The following is a 21,428-nucleotide window of genomic DNA, read 5'->3' as shown; positions in this document are numbered from 1 at the left end:
TCAGCAGAGTAGAGACCTCACGGACGCGCCACGCCCGGATCGGCCCCGTATGGCTCGGCTGAGCCACCTCCATCACCCGTCCTGAGCAGGGACTATGTACTTTTTCGGAAGTTTGGGCCTATTCCGAGTCACACGGTCACTCCTCCGGTGGGAGGTCCAGTCGGCCACCGTCGGCGGCCTCCATCGCCTCGCGGGCGTCAGCGGGCATGTCCCCGGCGGGGTCGCTGATCGTGTAGGTGGAGAAGTACGCGGTGCCGTCGACCTCCTTCGGGTCGGAGAGCTCGACGTCCACCTCGTAGGGATCGTCCACGCAGCCCTGCTCGAAGCACCAGGTACCGGAGAGCTCGCCGTGCCCCCGCGCGGTGCCCTCGGACCAGTCCTCCCAGTTCATCCGGGTGAAGGTGGTGAACTCGGTGGCGACGTAGTCCCGGGGTTCCTGGTCGGGGTATCCCTCGGCGTCGCCGTGCCGGTTGAAGACGTGGGTCCCGCCGTCGGCGTCGCCGGAGTTCGGCGTCCCGCCGTCGTCCGGGGACGTGCCCCCGCCCTCGGGCTCCCTGGGCGTGGCCACCTGCTCTCCGCAGGCCGTCAGCAGGACAAGGGCGATACCGCTCAGAAGGGCACGCTTCATTCCGACCTCCTCCGTGTGACCCCCATCATGCCCCTGAACAGCGAGAAGGCCCCCCAGCACACGCCGGGGGGCCTTCGAACCGCTCTTTTCCGTCACTGTGGGGCCGTCAGGCCCCGCCACTCGGGGACTAGTACCCGCCGCCCCCGTGGCTCAGGTTGGTGCTCTCCGGCCCGTTGACGCAGTCGCCGGTGGTCTGCGGCGACAGGATCGGGATGTTGACACCGGCCAGGAGGCCCACGGCCAGCTCGGTGTTGCAGAGCTGAACCGGAACGACCTGCAGGTTCTGGTTGAACTGCTGGTCGCCGCCGTGCGAGGCCGAGGCCGGGGAGGCCGCCAGAGCCGCCCCGAACGCGATCCCCACGATGGCACCGGTCACGGTGAGCTTACGCAGCATCGCCGGATCTCCTAGTCGATGTTGGTGTGCGTGGGCCCGTTGACGCAGTCGCCGGTGGTCTGCGGCGACAGGATCGGGATGTTGACACCGGCCAGGAGGCCCACGGCCAGCTCGGTGTTGCAGAGCTGAACCGGAACGACCTGCAGGTTCTGGTTGTACTGCTGGTCGCCGCCGTGCGAAGCGGAGGCGGGCGTGGCGGCCAGGATGGCGCCCAGAGCGATTCCGGCGACGGCGCCGGCGGTGGTGATCTTGCGCAGCATGTCGGTTAACCCCTAGCGGATGTTGGTGGAGACCGGGCCGTTGGTGCAGTCGCCGGTGGTCTGCGGCGACAGGACCGGAACGTTGACGGCCACCAGGCCGACGGCCGCGCTGGTGTTGCACAGCTGAACCGGGATGCCCTGCAGGTTCTGGTTGTACTGCTGGTGACCGCCGTGCGAGTCCGCGGAGGCCGGGGAACCGGAGAGAACCACGCCGAAAGCGGCGCCAGCGATGAGGCCGGCAACACCGAGCTTACGCAGCATTTGCATTACCCTTCAGAAAAGATTGTGAACTGTCTCGGTCTGGCGAATTGCCGGAAACTAGCTGATGTTGGTGCCGACGGGCCCGTTCGTGCAGTCGCCGGTGGTCTGCGGCGACAGGATCGGGATGGTGACGGCAACCAGACCGACGCTGCCGGTCAGGTTGCAGGACTGGATCGGAACCACCTGCAGGTTCTGGTTGAACTGCTGGTCGCCACCGTGGGAGGCGAAAGCGGGAGCCCCCGTGAGGATCGCGCCCATCGCGGCACCGGCGACCAGGCCAGCAGCGGCCATCTTCTTGATCATGACTTCCCCCGAGAATCAATGCGAGGTGTTGACAGAAAAAGACGCAGGCGCTTCTTGCACCTGTGTCGCGGTGGACTGGAGCAATCATCATCCGGCCCCTGTTTTTTGTCAACGCCGAAACCCGGAAAGCAATTTGTCCGGATTGTCGTTGACATTCTTTATGTGGGGCGCGCGAAACATCCCCAGCCATCCATTAACGTATGAAAGCGAATAAAGCCGCACACCTTCACCAAGCCACACAAACTCGACCAGGCGCGCGTAACATGAGATATCCGCCCACAATCCCCACGGCAGCGATCCCAGATCGCCCTCCCCTTCGGCGAAACCGCAGATCAGAGACGTACGGACGGAGAGCCGAGGGCAGGCGACCATCACAACCCGAACATCACTCAGCGTGATCGCCCCGTGACGCCATCGCGATCCATCCGCGACCGGCCGAATCCACCGAGAGTGACGACAGCGCACGCGTAGACCCGCCAGGACTCACGGAGAGTGACGCACACCACTCCCGTCGGAGCTCACCCGCCCCAGACACGCGAAAGGCCCCGGTGGCCAGCGTGTCCGCTGGCCACCGGGGCCTCATCCCAGGGTGGCAGGTGAAGGATTCGAACCTTCGAAGGCAAAGCCGACGGATTTACAGTCCGCTCCCATTGGCCGCTCGGGCAACCTGCCTGGGCTGCGGCGACGTGTTCGTCGCGGCGCATGTAAGAGACTAGCGGATGATCGGCCCAAACCTGAAATCGGTTTGTCCGTCCGGCGCCCAGCAGGGCCTTCGGGCGTCCAGGGCAGCACGCGGCTAAGCTCGTGACCCCGCCCGGCCGGACTGTCGGCACGGGCCGAACGAGACCGCGCGGGCGCCCGACGAGCGCCCGCTACCCATGACAGACAACGGGGTGTGAGCGTACGTGGCCGCCGAATCCAGTTTCGACGTCGTGTCCAAACTCGACCGTCAGGAGGTCGACAACGCCCTGAACCAAGCGGGCAAGGAGCTGGCCCAGCGGTTCGACTTCAAGGGCACCGGAACCACCATCGCCTGGCAGGGCGAGAACGGTATCGAGATCAAGAGCGGCTCCGAGGAGCGCGCCACGGCGGCTCTGGAGGTCTTCAAGGAGAAGCTGGTCAAGCGCAAGATCTCCCTGAAGGTCCTGGACCCGGCCGACGAGCCCAAGCCCTCCGGCAAGGAGTACCGCCTCCCCATCAGCCTCAAGGAGGGCATCTCCTCCGAGGACGCCAAGAAGATCTCCAAGCTCATCCGCGACGAGGGCCCCAAGGGCGTCAAGGCGCAGATCCAGGGTGACGAGCTGCGCGTCAGCTCCAAGAAGAAGGACGATCTCCAGAGCGTCATGAAGCTCGTCGAGGCCAAGGACTTCGACCTGGCCCTCCAGTTCGTCAACTACCGGTAACCGCCCCCGGCGCCGGACGCGGCCGTCCTCCCCAGGCGGGGGAGGACGGCCGCGGCGCTTCTCAGCCCAGGTCCCAGCCGCGACGCAACTCGCGCAGCCGCCGCACGCGCTCGGCCACCGGCGGGTGCGCGGAGAACAGCCGACCGATCCCGCAGGGGAAGGGGTTGGTGGTCATCAGATGCGCCGAGGCCATCAGGGGGCGTTCCCGTGGCAGCGGGTAGGCGCGGGCGCCCGCCTCCAGCTTGCGCAGCGCGCTCGACAGCGCCTCCGGGTCACCGGTCAGCCGTGCGGCCTCCTCGTCGGCCCGGAACTCCCGTCGGCGCCCCGCCCCGCAGTGGACCACCACCGCGGCCAGCGGCGCCAGCAGCGCCAGCAGCAGGCCGCCCAGGAGGTTGGGCATATCGGTCTCCTCCGAGTCGCCCAGGGGCAGCAGGAAGGTGACCATCGTCAACGCGGTGATGAGCCCGGCCAGGGTGACCACCACGGAGCTGATGACCGTGTCGTGGGCCCGGATGTGCGCCAGCTCGTGCGCCAGCACGGCGCGGAGTTCACGCTCGTCGAGGGTGCGCAGCAGCCCCGTGGTGCAGCACACGGCCGCTCGTCTCGGGCTCCGCCCCGTGGCGAAGGCGTTGGGGGTGCGCACCTGCGACAGGTAGAGCCGGGGCATCGGCTGCCGGGCGGCCGTGGCCAGTTCGCGGACGATCCGGTACAGGTCCGGCTGCTCGATCTCGCTCACCGGGTGGGCCCGCATCGCGCGCAGCGCCAGGGTCTCCCCGAACAGGTGGACCAGCACCCCGGCGCACACGACCAGCGCCAGGCAGAACTGGGCTCCCGCGGCGGCCCCGAACAGCCAGCCGGCGGCCACGAGGAGGACTCCGGCGCCGACGAACAGACCGACCGCACGGACCGCGTTGACGTGCACGCCGCCACCTCCTCCGAACCGAATCCGCGCCCGCTTTGGATGCGTACATGGTGACAAACGTGCGGGTCGGCGTCTTGCGTTCCCCATGTGACCAGCTGTCCGTCACATCCCCGGACCCCGCCACCGCCCACCCGCTGTGACAATCGCCACCCAGGAGAGAACCGACTGCGGCCGAAGACCTATAGTGCGAACGTGGCCCTTATCACCAGGGCGTGTTCGGTGACTTCCGCCCGCCGCGAGCGGGGTGGGAGTCCGCGGAACACGCACCGCAGACATCGGTCCGGGTCCCGCCCGGCCCGGTGGGAGAGCGGCCGTGTCGTCGATGGCTGGCCCCTTCACGACCCGACCGCCGCGGCGACGCCGCGACACGCGAGGCCGGGTTGGCGCGCCCGGTCCCCGCGAGGGCCGCACACGCTGTCCCCACGCCCACGGACCGGCCGTTCCGCCAGAGGCGACACGACTCGTCCGGGGCTGACAACCGAGCGCCGCCGCCCGACACGACAGGCGGCTCACCGAGGAGGTCGTCGATCTCAGTGGCCAAACAGATCGAACAGCTCGACCGCGTCATCATCCGCTTCGCCGGTGACTCCGGCGACGGAATGCAGTTGACCGGCGACCGTTTCACCCAGGAGACCGCGTCGTTCGGCAACGACCTGTCGACACTGCCGAACTTCCCCGCGGAGATCCGCGCCCCCGCCGGGACCCTGCCCGGTGTGTCCAGCTTCCAGTTGCACTTCGCCGACCACGACATCATGACCCCGGGCGATGCCCCGGACGTGCTGGTGGCGATGAACCCCGCCGCGCTCAAAGCCAACCTCGGCGACCTGCCGCGGGGTGCGACGGTCATCGTCAACACCGACGAGTTCACCCGACGCAGCCTGGCCAAGGTCGGCTATGACGTCGACCCCCTCACCGACGGCACACTCGACGGGTTCAAGGTCAGCGCGGTACCGCTGACCTCCATGACCGTGGAGGCGCTGGCGGAGATCGACATCTCGAAGAAGGACGCGCAGCGGGCGAAGAACATGTTCGCGCTCGGCCTCCTGTCCTGGATGTACAACCGGCCGACCGAGGGCACGACGTCCTTCCTCAAGTCGAAGTTCGCCACCAAGCCCGACATCCTGGCCGCCAACCTGACCGCCTTCCAGGCCGGGTGGAACTTCGGGGAGACCACCGAGGACTTCGCGGTCTCCTACGAGGTCAAACCGGCGCGGCTGCCCTCGGGCACCTACCGGAACATCACCGGCAACCTCGCGACCGCCTACGGGCTGATCGCCGGGTCCCAGCGGTCCGGGCTCCCGCTCTTCCTGGGGTCCTACCCGATCACCCCCGCCTCGGACATCCTCCATGAGCTGTCCCGGCACAAGCGGTTCGGCGTGCGCACGTTCCAGGCCGAGGACGAGATCGCCGGGGTCGGCGCGGCGCTGGGCGCGGCGTTCGGCGGCGCGCTGGGCGTGACGACCACCTCGGGCCCGGGCATGGTACTCAAGCAGGAGACGGTCGGCCTGGCCGTCATGACCGAACTCCCGCTCGTGGTGGTCGACGTGCAGCGCGCGGGACCGAGTACGGGCATGCCGACCAAGACCGAGCAGACCGACCTGCTCATGGCCCTGTACGGCCGCAACGGCGAGTCCCCGCTCCCGGTGGTGGCGCCGTCCTCACCCGCGGACTGCTTCGACGCGGCGGTCGAGGCCGTCCGTCTGGCGGTCACCTACCGCACGCCGGTGGTGATGCTCTCGGACGGGTACCTGGCCAACGGTTCTGAGCCCTGGCGGCTTCCGGAGGTCGACGCGCTGCCCGTGATCGACCCCGGTTTCGCCACCGGCCCCAACGGCCCCGACGACTCCTTCCTGCCGTATCTGCGGGACGGGGGGACGCTGGCCCGACCGTGGGCGGTGCCCGGCACGGCGGGGCTGGAGCACCGGATCGGCGGTATCGAGAAGCACGCCGAGACGGGCGACATCTCCTACACGCCCGCCAACCACGACCTCATGGTCCGCACCCGGCAGGGCAAGATCGACGCCATCGCGCGCGACATCCCCCCGGTGGACGTGTCCGACCCGACCGGCGACGCCGACGTCCTGGTCCTGGGCTGGGGCGGCACCTACGGGTCGATCACGGCGGCGGTGCGCAGGGTCAGGCGCGCGGGCGGACGGATCGCCCAGGCCCATCTGCGCCACCTGAACCCGTTCCCGGCCAACCTCGGCGAGGTCCTGCGCCGCTACGACCGGGTGGTGGTCCCGGAGATCAACCTCGGCCAGCTGGCCCTGCTGCTGCGCGGCAGGTATCTGGTCGACGTCATCGGTTACAACAAGGTCCGCGGTCTGCCGTTCGGGGCCGAGGAGCTGGCGGGCGTGCTTCAGGAGGTCATCGACCGTGGTGAGTGAGAACGGCGCAGCGGTGAACGGCAACGGCGCGGGCCCGTCCGGGCTGAGCCTGGTCCCGAAGACCGACGCCGCCTACAAGGCGAAGGACTTCAAGTCCGGTCAGGAGGTGCGCTGGTGCCCGGGCTGCGGCGACTACGCGATCCTCGCGGCCTTCCAGTCCTTCCTCCCGGAGCTGGGTGTCCCACGGGAGAACATCGTGATCGTGTCGGGGATCGGCTGCTCCTCCCGGTTCCCCTACTACCTCAGCACCTACGGCATGCACTCGATCCACGGGCGTGCGCCGGCCATCGCCACCGGGTTGGCGAGCAGTCGGCCGGACCTGTCGGTGTGGGTGGTGACCGGCGACGGGGACGGTCTGTCGATCGGCGGCAACCACCTCATCCACGCGCTGCGGCGCAACGTCAACATCAACGTCCTGCTGTTCAACAACCGGATCTACGGGCTGACCAAGGGCCAGTACTCCCCGACCTCCGAGCCGGGCAAGGTCACCAAGTCCTCGCCGGTCGGATCGCTCGACCACCCGTTCAACCCGGTGTCGCTGGCCCTGGGCGCGGAGGCCGGGTTCGTGGCGCGCACGGTCGACTCCGACCGCAAGCACCTGACGTCGGTGCTGCGGGCGGCGGCGGACCACCCGGGCGCGTCCTTCGTGGAGATCTACCAGAACTGCCCGATCTTCAACGACGACGCGTTCGAGCCGCTCAAGGACCCGTCCTCGCGGGACACCCGTCTGCTGCGCATGGAGCACGGCGAACCGCTCCGACTGGGGGCGGACCGGGGCGTGGTCGCCGGGGAGTTCGGCGGGCTGGAGGTCGTGGACGTCGGCTCCGTCGGTGAGGAGCGGCTGATCCGGCACGACGCGCACCGCGAGGACCCGGGGTACGCGTTCGCGCTGTCCCGGCTGGACCAGCCCGCGTTCGAGCACGTGCCGATCGGGGTGTTCCGCGACGTGCGGCGCCCCACCTACGACGAGCTGCTGAACGAGCAGGTCGCCGACGCGCGCGCCGCACGGGGCGAGGGCGACCTGGCGTCGCTGCTGGCCAGCGGGGACACCTGGACGGTCGAGTAGTCGGACGGCCCTCGGGGAGGGCGCGGGCCGTGGGCCCGTGCCCTCCCCGGCCGGGGCCGCGGGCCGTCCCGGTGCCCGGTTCCGCCCCGCCCCGGCCGGGGCCGGTACCCGAGGCAATACGCTTCGGGCATGCGTATCGTCATCGCCGGAGGGCACGGGAAGATCGCGCTGCGTCTGGCCAGGCTGCTGGCCGACCGCGGCGACGAGCCCGTCGCCCTCATCCGCAACCCCGACCACGCCCAGGACGTCCGTGACGCCGGGGCGGAGCCGGTGGTGGTGGACCTGGAGAAGGCCACCGTCACCGAGCTGACCGAGAAGATCATGAACTCCGACGGCGTGGTCTTCGCCGCCGGCGCCGGTCCCGGCAGCGGCGCGCCCCGCAAGGACACCGTGGACCGCGCGGCCGCCGTCCTGACCGCTGACGCGGCCTCGTTGGCCGGTGTGCGCCGACTGGTCCAGATCTCGGCCATCGGGGTGGACGAACCCGTCCCCGAGGGCACCGACGAGGTGTGGGCCGCCTACGTCGAGGCCAAGCGCGCCGCCGACGCCGACCTGCGGGAGCGCCACCTGGAGCTCGACTGGACGATCCTGCGGCCGGGGCGGCTGACCGACGGACCCGGGTCGGGGCTCGTGGCGCTCGGCCCGGACGTCGAGCGCGCCGAGGTGACCCGTGACGACGTGGCCGCGGTGGTCCTCGCCCTGTTGGAGGAACCAGGGACGGTCGGCAGGACTCTCAACCTGGTGAACGGTCACACACCCGTCGCGGACGCGGTCCGTGGCGCCGCGTCCTAGGCGTGTTCCGCGGAGCACGCCTCGGGGGGACGGTTCGGGCGTTCTGTGGCCAGATGCACGCACAGGAGGCATCATGGATCCGGAGCCCGGCGGAGTTCCGCCATGCTGGACGCGGATGACCGGGAGGCCCCCGGCGGGTGAAGCAGCTCCGATCAGAGCAGATGGGTACGGTTATTCATGAGCGTCACACAGGTCGTGAGGGACAGCACGGTCGTCGAGCACGCGAAGGTCGCCGCGCAGCAGAAGCGCCGGATGTTCATCATCCAGCTCGACGTCAACGCCTACGACGAGAAGGACAGCAAGCTGCGCCCCGGCCTGACCCGCATCCTTGAGGGGATCGAGGAGGCGGGGTGGCGCCTGGAGATGACCGCGCCGAGCGAGTCCGAGGAGAGGGCCTCGCGCCTGTTCATCTTCCGGCCGGACGCGTCGGCGGCCCAGGGCGCCGCCCAGGCCGAGGCCCAGCAGCAGCCCGCTCCGCAGCCGGACCACTCCGGCCAGCAGCAGGCGTACCCCCACACGGGGACCCAGCAGGCGTACGACCCGTACGCGGGCTACGCCCAGCAGCAGCCGGGGTACGGGCAGCAGCCCGGCTACGACCAGCACCAGTACCCGGGGTACGACCCGCAGCAGTACCCGGGCTATGGCCAGCAGCAGCCCGGCTACGGGCAGCAGCCGGGGTACGGACAGCAGTACCCGGGGTACGGGCAGCAGCAGGGCTGGTAGCAGCTCCACCGATCCGAAGGGCTCGCGCGCCGCGCGGGCCCTTTTTCGTGCGCGCCTTCCGCGTCGGGCCTCGAAGGACTCGCCGAAGGGCCACGCACGCCGTGTTCTCAGTTCGGTCACAGGATGCCGCCGTGTTGGCGTGACATGTCCGTCATGTCGCGCGCGGGGCCAGAGAAATCCCGAGGAACCTCTGAATTCTTCCCCGAAAGCACTCCGAGCACGCGCTCGACTACGCTAAGTTATTTCCGGCGGCTACAGCCACCCGATTTTGGACCTTCCGAAAGGTGACCTCCATGACGCGTATCGCCAGGGCCTCCGGGCTCGTCCTCGCCACCGGCCTCGCCCTCGGTGCCCTGACCGGCACCGCCGCCGCGGACAACAACGCCAACGTCCAGAACATCACCATCCCGGTCTGCCTGGACGTCATCCAGGTCGCGGGCCTGACCGCCGACGGCTGCAACGTCGTCGACAAGGACGCCAACGGCAACATCAGCGTCCACCGCTAACCACGGGCACGCATCCCGGAGGCCGACCGGTCTCCACCGAACCAACGATCACATCGCGAACCGACAAGGACCAACACCATGAAGCGTTTCTCCACCGCCGCCGGCCTCGTTCTCGCCACCGGCCTCGCCCTCGGCTCCCTGACCGGCACCGCCGCCGCGGACAACAACGCCGACATCCAGAACATCACCGTCCCGATCTGCGCCGACGTCCTCCAGTTCGCCCTGGTCAGCCTGGACGGCTGCAACGTCATCGACAGCAACGCCAACAACAACATCCACAACTGATCCCGCTGAGGGGCGAGCGCGGGGCACGGCGCGCACCGTGCCCCGCCGGTTCCTCCCGCCTCATCGGCCACCGCACGGCGGCAGACTGACGCCCTCCGCCGAGTCGGTGGCCAGGCGCGCGTGCGCCCCGACGTCGAAGCGCTCGGGCCCGTACCGCAACCGGGCCCGCCGCACCCCCTCGGGACGGAACCCGGCACGGAGCGCCACCACGCACGAGCCGGGGTTGTCGACCCGGTGCGCCAGCTCCAACCGGTGCAGGGACAGGGCGCCGAAGGCGTACTCGGCGACGAGGGAGGCCCCCGCGGACGCCACACCCCGCCCCCGCTCGGCGGGATGGACCCAGTAGGACACCCAGCCGGTGTCGTGGCGCGGGTCGGTCACCGCCACCTCGACGTGGCCGAGGACCGGCCCGTCACCCCCGACGACCGCGAAGGCGAACGCCCGCCCGCCGGCGGCGCGGTCCCGGCACCGGGCGATCCACTCCCGCGCCAGCGCGCGCGTGCGCGGCACGACCACGGTCTGCCGCGCCAGTTCCCCGTCCTCGAAGGCCTCCAGCAGACGGTCGGCGTCGCCGGGACGCCACTCCCGCAGTCGGTACACCCGGACCCCTCTCCACACGGTCCACGGGCGCGCCACGGTAGGGGCGCGACACGCCGCCGGGCAAGGGGTCCGTGGCATGAGGATCGATCCGGCTTCTTCGGGAAACCGGCCGGTAACCGAGCGTGTCCACGCCATGCTGGTCATCATGCGACCGAGGAGGCAGTATGGCTGTCATGACCATCAGGCACACGGAAGTACCCGAGCGGCGTCTGACCGTGGACGATCTGGAGAACACGCCGGACGACGGACGGCGGTACGAACTGGTCGACGGGCGGCTTGACGTGTCGCCGGCGCCCAAGCCCATCCACACCGACGTGGACACTCGTCTGACGTACCACCTCGTCTCCGAGGCTCCGGAGGAGTTCGCCGTCCTGACCGGTCCGGGCGTCAACCTCAGGCCGGACGGCACCCACCACCGGATCCCCGACCTCGCGGTCTTCGACTGTGAGCGCCCGGGGCAGGGCTACTACACGGTGCCACCGGTGCTCGCCGTGGAGATCGTGTCCCCCGAGAGCGTGTTCCGCGACAACCACACCAAGCGCGCGGAGTACGCGGCGTTCGGCGTCCGGTCCTACTGGATCATCAACCCGCTGCCCGACAAGGCCGGCATCGTCGAGTTCCGGTTGGAGGACGGCCAGTACCGCGAGGTCACCCAGGCCTACGGCGAGGAGGTCTTCGAGACCGACCTCCCCTTCCCCGTCCGGTTCGTGCCGCACTGGCTGGTCGCGAGCGGCCCCTGGAGGAAGAACATCGGCGGCCCCTCCGAGGAGGGCGGCGCCGACGCCGAGTGACCCCCGTCACCGCCCCGGGATGTCACGCCCGGGGCACCGTGGTACGTCTTTGCGACATGACCACCGATGTCTTCGAAGAGCACCGCTCCCTCCTCACCGGGGTGGCCTACCGCATCCTCGGCAGCGCCGCCGACGCGGAGGACGTCACCCAGGAGACCTGGCTGCGCTGGAGCGGCGTCGACCCCGCCACCGTCGACGACCCCCGCGCCTACCTGGTCACCGTCGCCTCCCGGATCGCCCTCGACCGGCTCCGCTCCGCCCGGCACCGACGCGAGTCCTACGTCGGCGAGTGGCTCCCCGAACCGGTCAGCGACCTGCCCGACGCGGCCGACCACGCCGAGCTCGCCGACTCGGTGGAGTACGCGCTCCTCGTCGTCCTGGAGACCCTCAGCCCCCTCGAACGCGCGGTCTTCGTGCTCCGCGAGGCCTTCCAGTTCCCCTACGCGCGCATCGGCGAGGTCATCGGCCGCGAGGAGGCCACCGCCCGGCAGCTCGCCAGGCGCGCCCGCGACCACGTGCGCGAGCGGCGCCCCCGGTTCGACGCCGACCGGGGTTCCCGGCGCCGGATCACCGAACGCTTCCTCCAGGCGTGCCTGGAGGGCGACCTGGACGGCCTCACCGCCCTGCTGGCGGACGACGCGACCCTGGTCGGCGACGGCGGCGGAAGGGTCAGGGCGCCCCTGCGGGTCCTCCAGGGGGTCCGGAAGGTCGCCGGTTTCCTGTACGCCGTCGCCCAGGAGCGCAACGCCCGGCGCTTCCTCGACTCCGCCGGGCTCGCGGACCCGGCGGAGCTGGAGACGGGGGTCATGGAGGTCAACGGCGCCCCGGCCGCGTACGTCGCGGCGGACGGCCACGTCGTGACGCTGCTCGTGCTGGACGTGGTCGATGACCTGGTCCAACACGTCTACCTCATCGCCAATCCGGAGAAGATGTCACGTCTGCGGACGCCCGCCTCGTCCTAGGGGCATGGACATCACCGTTGTGGGCGGTGGCCTCGCCGGACTGACCGCGGCCATCGCCGGCGCCGAGAGGGGCGCGAACGTCACCCTGTGGGAATCTCACGAGCGGCTGGGCGGCAGGGCCCGTTCGACCGAGCCGCCGTACGTGGTCAACGACGGCCCGCACGCCCTGTACAGCGACGGGGCGCCGTACACGTGGCTGGCCGAACGCGGCCTCCTCCCACCGGTCCGCGAGCCGACCCGGGCCTTCCTCGCCAGGACGCGGTTCCGGCACGGGGGCCGGGTGGGTCGCCTGCCGTCGGCCGGTCTGCTCGGGGCGATCCGGCGGCGGAGGCTGCGGGCCCCGCACGACCGGGACTTCGCCACGTGGGGCCGGGAGAACCTGGGTGCCGCCGCCACCCGGGCGGTCTGCGGCCTCCTGGGCGTGACCACCTACGAGGCGGACCTGGGGCGGCTCTCGGCGGAGTTCGTGTGGGAACGCTTCACGCGGGTGACCGCGCTCCAGTCCCCCACCGTCCGCTACCCGCGCGGCGGTTGGGGCGCGCTGGTGGAACGCATGGCGTCGCGGGCGCGTGAGATGGGGGTGCGGATCGAGACCGGCGTCCGGGTGACGCAGCTCCCGGGCACGCCGACGATCGTGGCGACCTCGCTCGCCGCCGCCCGGTCGCTGCTCGGTGACGACGCGTTGGCGTGGGAGAGCGGCCACTCCCTGCTCGTGGACCTGGGGGTACGGGGTCGGGCGAAGGATCCGACGATCGTGTTCGACCTCGACGAGTCGGGGTTCGTCGAGTGCTACTCCTTCCTCGACCCGGGGATCGCGCCCGAGGGCGAGGGGCTGTACCAGGCGCAGCTCCCGGTGCGCGCGGGCGAGTCCCGTGCCGAGGTCACCGCCCGGATGGAGCGCCTGCTGGACGGCGCGCTGCCCGGCTGGCGGGAGCGGACGACCTGGCGGCGCGACCAGATGTGCCGGGGCCGGACGGGCGCCCTCGACCTGCCGGGCCGTACGTGGCGGGACCGGCCCGCGATCGACCGGGGCGACGGCGTCTACCTGGCTGGGGACGCCGTGGCGGCGCCCGGGCTGCTGGGCGAGGTGTCGGTCGCCAGCGGGATCGCCGCCGCCGAGGCCGCCGTCACCGGGGCGCGCACCTCCGTGGCGTAGGGGCCCGTGGCGTGCGCCGCGGCGCACGCCGGCGCCGACGCCCCGGAGGGGGCGCCGGCGCGGCTACACGGGGCGGCGGACCCGGTTCGGACTACACGTGCTTCCTGCTCAGGCCGTAGAGCGAGGCCCCCGCCACCACACCGTAGATGGCGTGCCCCAACAGGCTCATCATGGACGTCTGCCCCATCGGGAACAGCGCCATGCCGAGCAACGCGGGCATGAGGATGAGGCCGCCGACGACCCACAGCGCGACACCGTAGGCCAGGCCCGCCCCGAGGGTGGCCCACACGTGGTCGGCGTAGGCGCCCGCCAGAACCCCGAACACCACACCGAAGACGACGGAGATCGCCAGGTGCACCACCGCACCCACGACCGCGTTCTCACTGCCGACCAGCATGGCGACCATCGGCAGCATGCCCGTCATGGCCATCAGGACCCCGAAGACGACACCACCGATCGCACCGGCCACCGCACCCCTCCAGGCGTGCGTCATGGCGTGTGAACGAGCGTGAGCGATCGTGGACATGGTCTCCACCTCCCAGGTGATCCGAGCTCATGGCACGAGCCCGGGATGTGACCCGTCTCACTTAGTGGAGTACCCTCGCGCGGGCCGTTGGTCACACGTCGGACCCCCCGTTCACGGCATTCCGCGGTGGACGCGGTCCCCGGAGGGGAGGAGCCCCCGTGGACCGCGTGGCCGCGGTCTGGTTCGCTGGGGTTCCACCCCTCCCCGCGACCGTCCCCCGAGGTGACCATGACGACCGAGCCCCTCTCCGACCGCCGCCTCCCGATGATCCTCGCGGCGGTGGCGACGTCCGCGACCCTGGGTCTGACCGCCTGCGCCGCCACCGAGCCCGGGCAGGGCGCCGGAGACGGCTCCGCCGAGGCACCCGACACGCCGGGACCGGACACCTCCGGGTCCGGCACCGCCCCCGAGGAGACCCCCGACGCGCTGGCGTTCGACACCCGGACCGTGGACGGCGACGGCTTCTCCGGCGCCTCGCTCGCGGGAGAGCCCGCCGTGCTGTGGTTCTGGGCCCCGTGGTGCACCGTCTGCCGGGGCGAGGCGGCGGGCGTGCTCGAAGCGGCCGAGCGGCACTCCGGCGACGTGGAGTTCATCGGCGTCGCCGGGCTCGGCGAGGTCGACGCCATGCGCGGCTTCGTCTCCGACACCGGAACCGGGGAGATGACCCACCTGGCGGACGAGGACGGCTCGATCTGGTCGGGCTTCGGCGTCGCCAGCCAGCCCGCCTTCGCCTTCGTCGACGCCGACGGGACCTTCGAGACGGTCCAGGGCACCCTGACCGGGGACGACCTCGACGCCCGCGTCGCGGCGGTCACCGAGGGGTCATGAGTCAGCTTCCGATCGCGATCGCCCTGGTGGCGGGCATGCTCGCGGTACTCAATCCGTGCGGTTTCGCCCTGCTGCCCGGCTACCTGGCGCTCCTGGTCGCCTCGGACGGCGGGGACGGCGGAGGCGGTGCGACGGCGGGCGGGGCCCGGTGGCGCCCGCTGGGGCGTGCCCTGGCCACGACGGCGGCCATGACCTGTGGTTTCACCTTCGTCTTCGCGGGCTTCGGGCTGGTCGTCACCCCCCTCGCGTTGTCGGTGGAGCGCCATCTGCCCTGGGTGACGGTGGTGATCGGCGCGGCCCTGGTGGGGCTGGGCGCGTGGCTGGCGGCGGGCCGGGAGGTCACACTGCTGCTGCCCAAGCCCTCCCCGGGGCGGCCCGCCCGCTCCCTCCGCTGGGCCCTGGTCTACGGGATCACGTACGCGATCGCGTCGCTGTCCTGCACGGTCGGCCCGTTCCTCGCCCTGACCACGGCGGCGCTGCGGTCGACCAGCCCGGTCGGGGTGGTGGCCGTGTTCCTGGCGTACGCGCTGGGCATGGGACTGGTCGTCGGCGTCCTGACCGTGGCCGTCGCGCTGGCCCGGGACTCGGTGGCCTCGCGCCTGCGCCGAGCCATGCCGTATGTGACGCGCGCCGGCGGGGTACTGCTCGTCCTGGCGGGCCTGTACGTGGCCTACTACGGGTGGTTCGAGCTGCGCGTGTTCTCCGGGGGTTCGGCCGACGACCCCGTCGTGGGCGCGGCGACCCGTGTGCAGGCGGAGCTGGTCCGCCTGCTGGAGTCCGTCGGCCCGTGGTGGACCGCGCTCGTCCTCACGGCCCTCGTCACGGGTGTCGGCGGACTCGGGTGGTGGCGCTCGCGCCGCCGCTGACATGCCCGTCACCGTCACACCGCCACCCTCCGCATCCCCCTGGAAGGGACCCCGCATGATCGACATCGAGACCGCTCGGGCAGACACCCCCGGCTGCGAGGGGAGGATCTTCCTCGACAGCGCCGGCTCCTCCCTGCCGCCCACCCCCGTCCTCGACGAGGTGATCGCCCACCTGCGGCGCGAGGCGGAGATCGGCGGCTACCGCGCCTACGCCGAACGGGCGGAGGACGTGGAGGCGGGCCACGCCGTGTTCGCCGGCCTCCTCGGCTGCGCGCCCGACGAGGTCGCCTTCACCGACAGCGCCACCCGGTCGTGGCTGACCCTGGCCGGATCGGTTCCCCTGGGCGCGGGGGACCGCGTCCTGGTCACCGAGGCCGAGTACGGAGCGAACGCCGTCGCACTGCTGCGCCTGGCGGAGCGGCACGGCGCGCGCGTGGACGTCGTCCCCTCGGATGCCTCGGGGGCGATGTCGGTCGGGGCCCTGCGGGAGATGCTGGACGAGCGCGTCAGACTGCTCTCCCTCGTCCACGTACCGACCAACTCCGGGCTGACCAACCCCGTCCGCGAGGCGGCCGAGGCCGCGCACGAGGCGGGCGCCCTGGTCCTGCTCGACGCCTGCCAGTCCGTCGGACAACGGCCGGTGCGGATGGACGACCTGGGGGTCGACATGCTCTCCGGCACGGGCCGCAAGTGGCTGCGCGGGCCCCGGGGCACCGGCTTCCTCGCGGTCCGCCGCTCCGCCGCCGAGCGCCTGCGACCGCTCCTGGTCGACCACTCCGGAGCGGAGTGGGACAGCGCCACCACCTACCGGCTCCGCGGCGACGCCCGCGTCCACCAGCTGTGGGAGTACGGCGTGGCCGAGCGCCTGGGGCTGATCGCCGCCGCCCGCTACGCGCTGGACCTCGGGCTGGAGGCGGTCGCCGACGCCGTCGCCGACCGCGCCGGGCGGCTGCGGCGGGGGCTGGCCGGAGTGGAGGGTGTCGAGGTCACCGACATCGGGACCGACCACAACGGGATCGTCACGTTCACCTGTGCCGGCGCGGAGCCGAGGCGGGTGGCCGCGGCGCTGTGGGACGCGGGTGTGGCCGTCACGGTGAGCCGCCGCGAGTCCACCCGGTTCGACATGGAGCGCCGGGGGCTGGAGGCGGTCGTGCGCGCCTCACCGCACTACTTCGTCTCGCACGGCGACATCGACCGGGCCGTGGACACGCTCGACGGGATCGCGCGCGGCGACGGGTGATCCGTCCTGGTGCCGCGGGGCCTCCGGGCGTTCCTCAGTCGCCGTCGGCCGGTTTCCGCGGGCCCGCGGCCCAGGCGACGGCGTCGTCGAGGTCGTCGTAGTCGAAGTGCCGCAGCTCGGCCCGGACGAAGTGATCGGCCAGACGGGGCATCAGGCCGGCGAGCCCGCTGTCCGCCGCCAGCGCCACCCTGCGGACCCGTCGGTGGTGGTCGCGGACGAAGCGCACATGGCGCAGGAGGCTCGCGATGTTCTCCCAGCCGGGGAAGCCGCGGGTGTGGATGACGATTCCGGCCAGCTCATCGTGCGTGTCGAGCCAGGTGTCCGCCGTCTGCGCCAGCGCGTCGAAGTCCTGGACCCGCAGCGGCGCCTCGACCTCGGCCACCAGGACCCGGGAGCGGGGATCGAGGCGGTGGGACAGGCCCGGCCCCTCGGGCAGGGAGGCCAGCCAGCGGAGGGCGTCGTCCCGGTCGTCGACGTCGAAGACGCGCACCGGGCACGGTGCCAGGAAGCGTCCGAGGCGGGTCGCCTCACGGATCCACCCGGTGTCGGTGACGACCGCACAGCCCTCGAAGAGCCGCATGGCGCCCATCCCGACCTTGAGGTCCTCCCAGGCGGCCCCGGGGGTGAAGGAGTCGAACTCCGGGCCGAACTCGCAGAGCATGCGGATGCGGCGCCCCTCGCGCCGGGCCTCGTCGACGATCGGGTCGATCACCGTCTCGTAGTCGTCCTTGGTGACGTCGCCGACGGCCTTCAGGGCGTCGACTCCGGCGGGCGCGTCCGGGATCCGTTCCAGCATGGTCCTCTCCTCTTCACAGCCGTCACGCGGTTCGGTCAGGACGAGGGAGGACGGGCGGGGTGCCGTACCTGATCTACCCCGGGTCGTCACCGGGTACACGCGGAGTGCGCTCCGGGCGGGCCGGAGGGTGGGCGCAGGACACCGCGCCCGGAGCACGGGGCTTCGGGCGCGGGACGTGGTCGGAAGGGCGAGGGCTACTCGTCGGCCGGGGAGGCGGCGGCCCCCTCGGCGGCCTGGAGGGAGCGCCTGAGGTCGGGCTCGATGTAGATGAGCCTGGCGATCGGGACGGTCTCCCGGACGCGCGCCTCGGCCGCGTCGATGGCGCGGGCGACCCGAGCGGCGTCGTCCTCTCCGTCGACCTCCACCTTGGCGGCCACCAGCAGCTCCTCCGGCCCCAGGTGCATGGTGCGCATGTGGATGACGGAGTCGATGTCCTCGGTCCCGGCGATGGCGCGCTCGATCTCGCGCACGTGCTCCTCGGTGGCGGACTCGCCGACCAGGAGGCTCTTCATCTCGACGGCCAGGACGACGGCGATCGCGACGAGCAGGAGGCCGATCGCGGCGGTGCCCAGGCCGTCCCAGATGCCGTTGCCGGTGATGAGGGTCAGGCTGACACCGGTGAGCGCGAACACCAGTCCGAGGAGGGCGCCCGCGTCCTCCAGGAGGATGACCGGCAGTTCGGGTGACTTGGACCGGCGGATGAAGTCGACCCAGCCGGCCTCGCCCCGAACGGCGTTGGACTCCTTGATGGCCGTGCGCATGGCCATCGACTCCAGGATGATGGCGACGCCCAGCACGGCGATCGGGACCCAGCGCCAGTCCTCGATCGGGTGCGGGTCGGAGATCTTGTGCCAGGCCTCGTAGAGCGCGAACAGGCCGCCGACGCTGAAGAGCACGATCGCGACGAGGAAGGCGTAGATATAGCGCTCGCGGCCGTAGCCGAAGGGGTGCGCGGAGGTGGCGTCGCGCTTGGCGCGCCTACCTCCGAGGAGGAGCAGGCCCTGGTTGCCGGAGTCGGCGACGGAGTGGATGGACTCCGCCAGCATGGACGAGGAGCCCGTGAGGAGGAACGCCACGAACTTGGTGGCGGCGATCCCGAGGTTCGCCCCCAACGCCACGACGACGGCCTTGGTACTTCCTTCAGCAGCCACTGTGCTCTCGTCTCTCTGGATTTTCCCGTTCAGTCCGGGTCGCATCCTAGCGATGCCGGATACCGCAGGTCATACCGGAGGTGAACGGGTGCCGTCCTCTGGCCGGGTCCGGCCACCGCGGCGCACGAGCGGCGCACCGCCGAGAAACAGACACCCTCGGCATTCACCGTGTCGCCCGGTGTAGTGTTCTGACCGGCGTCCGCCCCGCGTACGCTCAGCGCCTCCCGGTGACGGACCCGACCGTATCCACGTATCCGAGGGGCTCCCCATGGCCGACACCGCCTACTTCGCCTTCCAGTACCCCGGGCACAGCGAGTTCGTCTTCAAGCTGACCAACGGGAAGCGGATCGCCCACGCGCGCAGGATCGTCTCGGGGGAGGAGACCAGGCGGGTCAACGTCAAGGGCGTGATCGTCAAGGCACGGGTGGACTACAACCCCGCCTGGGACTTCCACCTCGATCCCGCCAGCATCTCCTTCTTCCAGCGGGAGATCGAGGTGTGCGACTCCCATCCGTCCTATGTCGGCGAGCACCTGGACGTCGTCGGCGACGGCTTCCTTCCCGGATCGATCTGGTGCCCGTGGCGGGCCACGGTCGTCCGCGAGGTCGGCTGACCCCGGACTACGTGGCGAGAGTCGGGTGGTCGCCGCGAAAGACCTCGCGGCCGTGCCAGTCGACGTGGTCGGGTTCGACCGCCGGGTCCGTGCCCCCGGGGCGGTTCAGCGGCTGCCCCTCCAGGGAGGACACGAGCCGCTCCGAGGCCCGGGACCGTCCCTTGAACCGGGTGGAGACGGCGACGGTGTGGTCGCGTGAGAGGCCGAGGACGCCCCTGTCGAACAGCCGGTGGTGGATCGAGCACAGGCACAGGCCGTTGGTGAGGTCGTCGGGGCCGCCGAGCGCCCACCAACGCACGTGTGCGGCCTCCAGTGCCACGGGACCGCCGTCGATCCACCCGTCGTAGCCGCAGAAGGCGCACCGGTGGTCGTAGGCGTCCAGGACCAGGTCGCGGAAGCGGGGGTCACGGTGTCCCGCGACGAGGCGGACGTCATCGGTCCGGACGGCCCCGGTATCCAGGTCGAGTCCGGCGAGCACGCAGATCTCCGCGTGCAGGGAGGGCTCGAAGTTCGCGTCGAGCAGGTAGCGCGCGATACGGACGGTCAGGCCGGGGTCCCGCGACAGGGCGGTGGAGAACTCCGGGCTCAGGCCCCCGCGCGCGCTCTCGTTCCGCAGCCCCGTGGCGGTGTCGGCGTCGCACTTCCGACCGTCCACGGTGGTGACCCGCCACAGACCGTCGCTGGTCAGGTGGTGGAAAGGGTAGGCGGGCGACGTCCGCCGGGGCGGGCCGAACTCCCGGAGGAGGTGGGCCAGCTGCCGCTCGGCCTCGCTGTAGGGGATCGGGCGAGCGCCGTGGCGCTGGTGGTGGCCGAGCGCGTAGAGCAGCAGGAGGGGTTTGTGGGGGGCGCGGTAACCGTTGCGGGTCCAACGCCTCATCCCCGCGACCCGGTCGATCCAGTCCATCCCGCGACCCTAGCGCGTGGCCCGGGACCATCCCTGCGGCGGTCCGGGGTCGGTGTGGCATCGTCGTCGCCCGACAGGAGGAACGAAGGGGGAGCCGGTATGCGCACGGAACAGGAGCGGCGGGCCGCCGACGACCGGGAGAGGGTCGCGGCGCTGCGCCGGTCGCTCGGGTTGACCGCCCTGGTGGACGTGCACACCCACTTCATGCCCGAGCGGGTCCTGGCGAAGGTGTGGGCCCACTTCGACCAGGCGGGTCCGCTCGTGGGACGGCCCTGGCCCATCACCTACCGCCAGGAGGAGGAGCAGCGGGTGGAGACGCTGCGGGGCTTCGGCGTCCGCGCGTTCACGTCGATGCTGTACCCGCACCGGCCCGGCATGGCGCACTGGCTCAACGACTGGGCGGCGGAGTTCGCCGAGCGGACCCCCGACTGTCTGCACACGGCCACCTTCTTCGCCGAGCCGAGTGCCCGCGACGACGTGCGGCGCGCCCTCGACCAGGGCGCTCGGGTGTTCAAGTGCCACCTCCAGGTCGGCGGATTCGATCCGACCGACCCGGTCCTGGAGCCGGTGTGGGGGCTGCTGGCCGAGGCCGGAACGCCGGTCGTGACCCACTGCGGTTCCGGTCCGGTTCCGGGGGCCTTCACCGGCCCGGGCCCGATCGGCGCCGTCCTGGACCGCCACCCGGGGCTGCGGCTGGTCGTCGCGCACCTGGGGGCGCCCGAGTACGAGGACTTCCTCTCCCTGGCGGAGCGTCACACGCACGTCATGTTGGACACCACGATGGCGTTCACCCCGTTCATCGAGGACATGGCGCCGTTCCCGCGCGCCGCGCTGCCCCGGCTGGCGGACCTGGGCGGGAGGGTCCTGCTCGGGACGGACTTCCCGAACATCCCCTACCGCTACGCCGACGCGCTCGACGCGCTGGAGGCCACCGGACTGGGAACGGAGTGGCTGCGCGCGGTCTGCCACGACAACGCCGCGCGGCTGTTCGGACTGGCGTCCTGGAACCCGCCCGCCAACCGCGCCGGACCGGCGTGAGGAAGCCGTTCCCGCCGCGGGCGGGCG

26 protein-coding genes and 1 tRNA gene are annotated in these 21,428 nt (G+C 71.4%); 15 read left to right on the top strand and 12 right to left on the bottom strand.

What is annotated here, in order from left to right; all coding sequences use genetic code 11:
* Nucleotides 1-136: 136 nt before the first annotated feature.
* The 6 genes from KIK06_RS26735 to KIK06_RS26710 all read right to left on the bottom strand — a co-directional run bounded on the left by KIK06_RS26735 (nucleotide 137) and on the right by KIK06_RS26710 (nucleotide 2,518).
* Nucleotides 137-628 carry a hypothetical protein gene (locus KIK06_RS26735; RefSeq protein ID WP_017598511.1) on the bottom strand — a complete coding sequence of 164 codons (492 nt, stop codon included), beginning with the start codon at nucleotides 626-628 and terminating at the stop codon, nucleotides 137-139.
* 127 nt (nucleotides 629-755) lie between these two features.
* On the bottom strand, nucleotides 756-1,022 hold the full coding sequence (locus KIK06_RS26730; RefSeq protein ID WP_017598510.1) for a hypothetical protein: 267 nt from the start codon (nucleotides 1,020-1,022) through the stop codon (nucleotides 756-758).
* Nucleotides 1,023-1,033: 11 nt separating this feature from the next.
* Nucleotides 1,034-1,282: a hypothetical protein gene (locus KIK06_RS26725; RefSeq protein ID WP_017598509.1), complete on the bottom strand. Its 249-nt coding sequence runs from the start codon at nucleotides 1,280-1,282 to the stop codon at nucleotides 1,034-1,036.
* Nucleotides 1,283-1,294: 12 nt separating this feature from the next.
* Nucleotides 1,295-1,543, bottom strand: coding sequence for a hypothetical protein (locus KIK06_RS26720; RefSeq protein WP_017598508.1), 249 nt, complete (start codon nucleotides 1,541-1,543; stop codon nucleotides 1,295-1,297).
* A gap of 57 nt (nucleotides 1,544-1,600) precedes the next feature.
* Complete coding sequence (locus tag KIK06_RS26715; protein WP_017598507.1) at nucleotides 1,601-1,846, bottom strand: hypothetical protein; 246 nt, start codon at nucleotides 1,844-1,846, stop codon at nucleotides 1,601-1,603.
* A 590-nt stretch (nucleotides 1,847-2,436) separates the two neighbouring features.
* A tRNA-Tyr gene (locus KIK06_RS26710) sits at nucleotides 2,437-2,518 on the bottom strand.
* Between the two features lie 233 nt (nucleotides 2,519-2,751).
* Between KIK06_RS26710 and KIK06_RS26705 the strand changes: the two genes are divergently transcribed.
* A complete protein-coding gene (locus KIK06_RS26705) occupies nucleotides 2,752-3,249 on the top strand; it encodes a YajQ family cyclic di-GMP-binding protein (protein WP_017598506.1) in 498 nt (165 codons plus the stop codon).
* 61 nt (nucleotides 3,250-3,310) lie between these two features.
* On the opposite strand, the gene KIK06_RS26700 is transcribed toward KIK06_RS26705, so the two are convergent.
* Entirely contained in the window at nucleotides 3,311-4,171 is an 861-nt protein-coding gene (locus KIK06_RS26700; protein WP_268645582.1) for a M48 family metalloprotease, read from the bottom strand.
* A 533-nt stretch (nucleotides 4,172-4,704) separates the two neighbouring features.
* On the opposite strand from KIK06_RS26700, the gene KIK06_RS26695 reads away from it, so the two are divergent.
* The 6 genes from KIK06_RS26695 (at nucleotide 4,705) to KIK06_RS26670 (ending at nucleotide 9,930) form a co-directional block, all read left to right on the top strand.
* The gene (locus KIK06_RS26695; protein ID WP_268645581.1) at nucleotides 4,705-6,558 is read left to right on the top strand and encodes a 2-oxoacid:acceptor oxidoreductase subunit alpha; all 1,854 of its coding nucleotides are present in this window, start codon (nucleotides 4,705-4,707) and stop codon (nucleotides 6,556-6,558) included.
* Complete coding sequence (locus KIK06_RS26690; RefSeq protein ID WP_017598503.1) at nucleotides 6,548-7,624, top strand: 2-oxoacid:ferredoxin oxidoreductase subunit beta; 1,077 nt, start codon at nucleotides 6,548-6,550, stop codon at nucleotides 7,622-7,624. Before KIK06_RS26695 ends, KIK06_RS26690 begins: the two co-directional genes overlap by 11 nt.
* Before the next feature lie 129 nt (nucleotides 7,625-7,753).
* The gene (locus tag KIK06_RS26685) at nucleotides 7,754-8,416 is read left to right on the top strand and encodes an NAD(P)-binding oxidoreductase (RefSeq protein WP_268645580.1); all 663 of its coding nucleotides are present in this window, start codon (nucleotides 7,754-7,756) and stop codon (nucleotides 8,414-8,416) included.
* Nucleotides 8,417-8,593: 177 nt separating this feature from the next.
* On the top strand, nucleotides 8,594-9,139 hold the full coding sequence (locus KIK06_RS26680; protein ID WP_268645579.1) for a hypothetical protein: 546 nt from the start codon (nucleotides 8,594-8,596) through the stop codon (nucleotides 9,137-9,139).
* A 293-nt stretch (nucleotides 9,140-9,432) separates the two neighbouring features.
* Nucleotides 9,433-9,645 carry a hypothetical protein gene (locus KIK06_RS26675; protein WP_017598500.1) on the top strand — a complete coding sequence of 71 codons (213 nt, stop codon included), beginning with the start codon at nucleotides 9,433-9,435 and terminating at the stop codon, nucleotides 9,643-9,645.
* A gap of 78 nt (nucleotides 9,646-9,723) precedes the next feature.
* Nucleotides 9,724-9,930, top strand: coding sequence for a hypothetical protein (locus KIK06_RS26670; protein ID WP_017598499.1), 207 nt, complete (start codon nucleotides 9,724-9,726; stop codon nucleotides 9,928-9,930).
* Between the two features lie 60 nt (nucleotides 9,931-9,990).
* Here the strand turns inward: KIK06_RS26670 and KIK06_RS26665 are convergent, their stop codons facing one another.
* Nucleotides 9,991-10,530, bottom strand: coding sequence for a GNAT family N-acetyltransferase (locus tag KIK06_RS26665; RefSeq protein WP_268645578.1), 540 nt, complete (start codon nucleotides 10,528-10,530; stop codon nucleotides 9,991-9,993).
* 173 nt (nucleotides 10,531-10,703) lie between these two features.
* Here KIK06_RS26665 and KIK06_RS26660 point away from each other — a divergent pair, with 173 nt between their 5' ends.
* The 3 genes from KIK06_RS26660 to KIK06_RS26650 are packed head-to-tail and all read left to right on the top strand — an operon-like array spanning nucleotide 10,704 to nucleotide 13,439.
* Nucleotides 10,704-11,321: a Uma2 family endonuclease gene (locus tag KIK06_RS26660; RefSeq protein ID WP_268646204.1), complete on the top strand. Its 618-nt coding sequence runs from the start codon at nucleotides 10,704-10,706 to the stop codon at nucleotides 11,319-11,321.
* A gap of 56 nt (nucleotides 11,322-11,377) precedes the next feature.
* On the top strand, nucleotides 11,378-12,283 hold the full coding sequence (gene sigJ / locus KIK06_RS26655; protein ID WP_017598496.1) for an RNA polymerase sigma factor SigJ: 906 nt from the start codon (nucleotides 11,378-11,380) through the stop codon (nucleotides 12,281-12,283).
* A gap of 4 nt (nucleotides 12,284-12,287) precedes the next feature.
* Nucleotides 12,288-13,439 carry a phytoene desaturase family protein gene (locus KIK06_RS26650; RefSeq protein ID WP_268645577.1) on the top strand — a complete coding sequence of 384 codons (1,152 nt, stop codon included), beginning with the start codon at nucleotides 12,288-12,290 and terminating at the stop codon, nucleotides 13,437-13,439.
* Between the two features lie 91 nt (nucleotides 13,440-13,530).
* Here the strand turns inward: KIK06_RS26650 and KIK06_RS26645 are convergent, their stop codons facing one another.
* Nucleotides 13,531-13,965, bottom strand: coding sequence for a hypothetical protein (locus KIK06_RS26645; protein ID WP_268645576.1), 435 nt, complete (start codon nucleotides 13,963-13,965; stop codon nucleotides 13,531-13,533).
* Nucleotides 13,966-14,193: 228 nt separating this feature from the next.
* On the opposite strand from KIK06_RS26645, the gene KIK06_RS26640 reads away from it, so the two are divergent.
* From KIK06_RS26640 to KIK06_RS26630, 3 genes are read left to right on the top strand one after another with little or no spacing between them, the layout of a single operon-like run.
* On the top strand, nucleotides 14,194-14,793 hold the full coding sequence (locus KIK06_RS26640; RefSeq protein ID WP_442789803.1) for a redoxin domain-containing protein: 600 nt from the start codon (nucleotides 14,194-14,196) through the stop codon (nucleotides 14,791-14,793).
* Nucleotides 14,790-15,659, top strand: coding sequence for a cytochrome c biogenesis CcdA family protein (locus KIK06_RS26635; protein WP_017598492.1), 870 nt, complete (start codon nucleotides 14,790-14,792; stop codon nucleotides 15,657-15,659). Before KIK06_RS26640 ends, KIK06_RS26635 begins: the two co-directional genes overlap by 4 nt.
* A gap of 55 nt (nucleotides 15,660-15,714) precedes the next feature.
* Nucleotides 15,715-16,899, top strand: coding sequence for an aminotransferase class V-fold PLP-dependent enzyme (locus tag KIK06_RS26630; protein WP_268645575.1), 1,185 nt, complete (start codon nucleotides 15,715-15,717; stop codon nucleotides 16,897-16,899).
* 34 nt (nucleotides 16,900-16,933) lie between these two features.
* On the opposite strand, the gene KIK06_RS26625 is transcribed toward KIK06_RS26630, so the two are convergent.
* Nucleotides 16,934-17,695 carry an STAS/SEC14 domain-containing protein gene (locus tag KIK06_RS26625; protein WP_268645574.1) on the bottom strand — a complete coding sequence of 254 codons (762 nt, stop codon included), beginning with the start codon at nucleotides 17,693-17,695 and terminating at the stop codon, nucleotides 16,934-16,936.
* 194 nt (nucleotides 17,696-17,889) lie between these two features.
* Nucleotides 17,890-18,846, bottom strand: coding sequence for a cation diffusion facilitator family transporter (locus tag KIK06_RS26620; protein WP_026127579.1), 957 nt, complete (start codon nucleotides 18,844-18,846; stop codon nucleotides 17,890-17,892).
* A 268-nt stretch (nucleotides 18,847-19,114) separates the two neighbouring features.
* On the opposite strand from KIK06_RS26620, the gene KIK06_RS26615 reads away from it, so the two are divergent.
* Entirely contained in the window at nucleotides 19,115-19,459 is a 345-nt protein-coding gene (locus tag KIK06_RS26615) for a BP74-related protein (RefSeq protein ID WP_017598487.1), read from the top strand.
* 7 nt (nucleotides 19,460-19,466) lie between these two features.
* On the opposite strand, the gene KIK06_RS26610 is transcribed toward KIK06_RS26615, so the two are convergent.
* Nucleotides 19,467-20,363: a phosphorothioated DNA-binding restriction endonuclease gene (locus KIK06_RS26610; protein WP_268645573.1), complete on the bottom strand. Its 897-nt coding sequence runs from the start codon at nucleotides 20,361-20,363 to the stop codon at nucleotides 19,467-19,469.
* A gap of 99 nt (nucleotides 20,364-20,462) precedes the next feature.
* On the opposite strand from KIK06_RS26610, the gene KIK06_RS26605 reads away from it, so the two are divergent.
* Nucleotides 20,463-21,401: an amidohydrolase family protein gene (locus KIK06_RS26605; protein WP_268645572.1), complete on the top strand. Its 939-nt coding sequence runs from the start codon at nucleotides 20,463-20,465 to the stop codon at nucleotides 21,399-21,401.
* The last annotated feature ends 27 nt before the right edge of the window (nucleotides 21,402-21,428 follow it).

It is taken from the genome of Nocardiopsis sp. EMB25 (assembly GCF_026797795.1).
In the GTDB taxonomy this organism is placed as follows: Bacteria; Actinomycetota; Actinomycetes; order Streptosporangiales; family Streptosporangiaceae; genus Nocardiopsis; species Nocardiopsis lucentensis.
The sequence above is the reverse complement of the archived record's forward strand: the minus strand, read 5'-3'. Positions and strand labels throughout refer to the sequence as shown.

Excerpts from the sequence above, each read along its gene's own strand:
- KIK06_RS26650 (WP_268645577.1), top strand. The coding sequence starts at position 12,288 with ATGGACATCACCGTTGTGGGCGGTGGCCTCGCCGGACTGACCGCGGCC.
- KIK06_RS26715 (WP_017598507.1), bottom strand. The coding sequence starts at position 1,846 with ATGATCAAGAAGATGGCCGCTGCTGGCCTGGTCGCCGGTGCCGCGATG.
- KIK06_RS26635 (WP_017598492.1), top strand. The coding sequence starts at position 14,790 with ATGAGTCAGCTTCCGATCGCGATCGCCCTGGTGGCGGGCATGCTCGCG.
- KIK06_RS26720 (WP_017598508.1), bottom strand. The coding sequence starts at position 1,543 with ATGCTGCGTAAGCTCGGTGTTGCCGGCCTCATCGCTGGCGCCGCTTTC.
- KIK06_RS26645 (WP_268645576.1), bottom strand. The coding sequence starts at position 13,965 with ATGTCCACGATCGCTCACGCTCGTTCACACGCCATGACGCACGCCTGG.
- KIK06_RS26675 (WP_017598500.1), top strand. The coding sequence starts at position 9,433 with ATGACGCGTATCGCCAGGGCCTCCGGGCTCGTCCTCGCCACCGGCCTC.
- KIK06_RS26680 (WP_268645579.1), top strand. The coding sequence starts at position 8,594 with ATGAGCGTCACACAGGTCGTGAGGGACAGCACGGTCGTCGAGCACGCG.
- KIK06_RS26685 (WP_268645580.1), top strand. The coding sequence starts at position 7,754 with ATGCGTATCGTCATCGCCGGAGGGCACGGGAAGATCGCGCTGCGTCTG.
- KIK06_RS26640 (WP_442789803.1), top strand. The coding sequence starts at position 14,194 with ATGACGACCGAGCCCCTCTCCGACCGCCGCCTCCCGATGATCCTCGCG.
- KIK06_RS26670 (WP_017598499.1), top strand. The coding sequence starts at position 9,724 with ATGAAGCGTTTCTCCACCGCCGCCGGCCTCGTTCTCGCCACCGGCCTC.
- KIK06_RS26725 (WP_017598509.1), bottom strand. The coding sequence starts at position 1,282 with ATGCTGCGCAAGATCACCACCGCCGGCGCCGTCGCCGGAATCGCTCTG.
- sigJ (WP_017598496.1), top strand. The coding sequence starts at position 11,378 with ATGACCACCGATGTCTTCGAAGAGCACCGCTCCCTCCTCACCGGGGTG.
- KIK06_RS26730 (WP_017598510.1), bottom strand. The coding sequence starts at position 1,022 with ATGCTGCGTAAGCTCACCGTGACCGGTGCCATCGTGGGGATCGCGTTC.
- KIK06_RS26610 (WP_268645573.1), bottom strand. The coding sequence starts at position 20,363 with ATGGACTGGATCGACCGGGTCGCGGGGATGAGGCGTTGGACCCGCAAC.
- KIK06_RS26630 (WP_268645575.1), top strand. The coding sequence starts at position 15,715 with ATGATCGACATCGAGACCGCTCGGGCAGACACCCCCGGCTGCGAGGGG.
- KIK06_RS26735 (WP_017598511.1), bottom strand. The coding sequence starts at position 628 with ATGAAGCGTGCCCTTCTGAGCGGTATCGCCCTTGTCCTGCTGACGGCC.
- KIK06_RS26605 (WP_268645572.1), top strand. The coding sequence starts at position 20,463 with ATGCGCACGGAACAGGAGCGGCGGGCCGCCGACGACCGGGAGAGGGTC.
- KIK06_RS26660 (WP_268646204.1), top strand. The coding sequence starts at position 10,704 with ATGACCATCAGGCACACGGAAGTACCCGAGCGGCGTCTGACCGTGGAC.
- KIK06_RS26615 (WP_017598487.1), top strand. The coding sequence starts at position 19,115 with ATGGCCGACACCGCCTACTTCGCCTTCCAGTACCCCGGGCACAGCGAG.
- KIK06_RS26625 (WP_268645574.1), bottom strand. The coding sequence starts at position 17,695 with ATGCTGGAACGGATCCCGGACGCGCCCGCCGGAGTCGACGCCCTGAAG.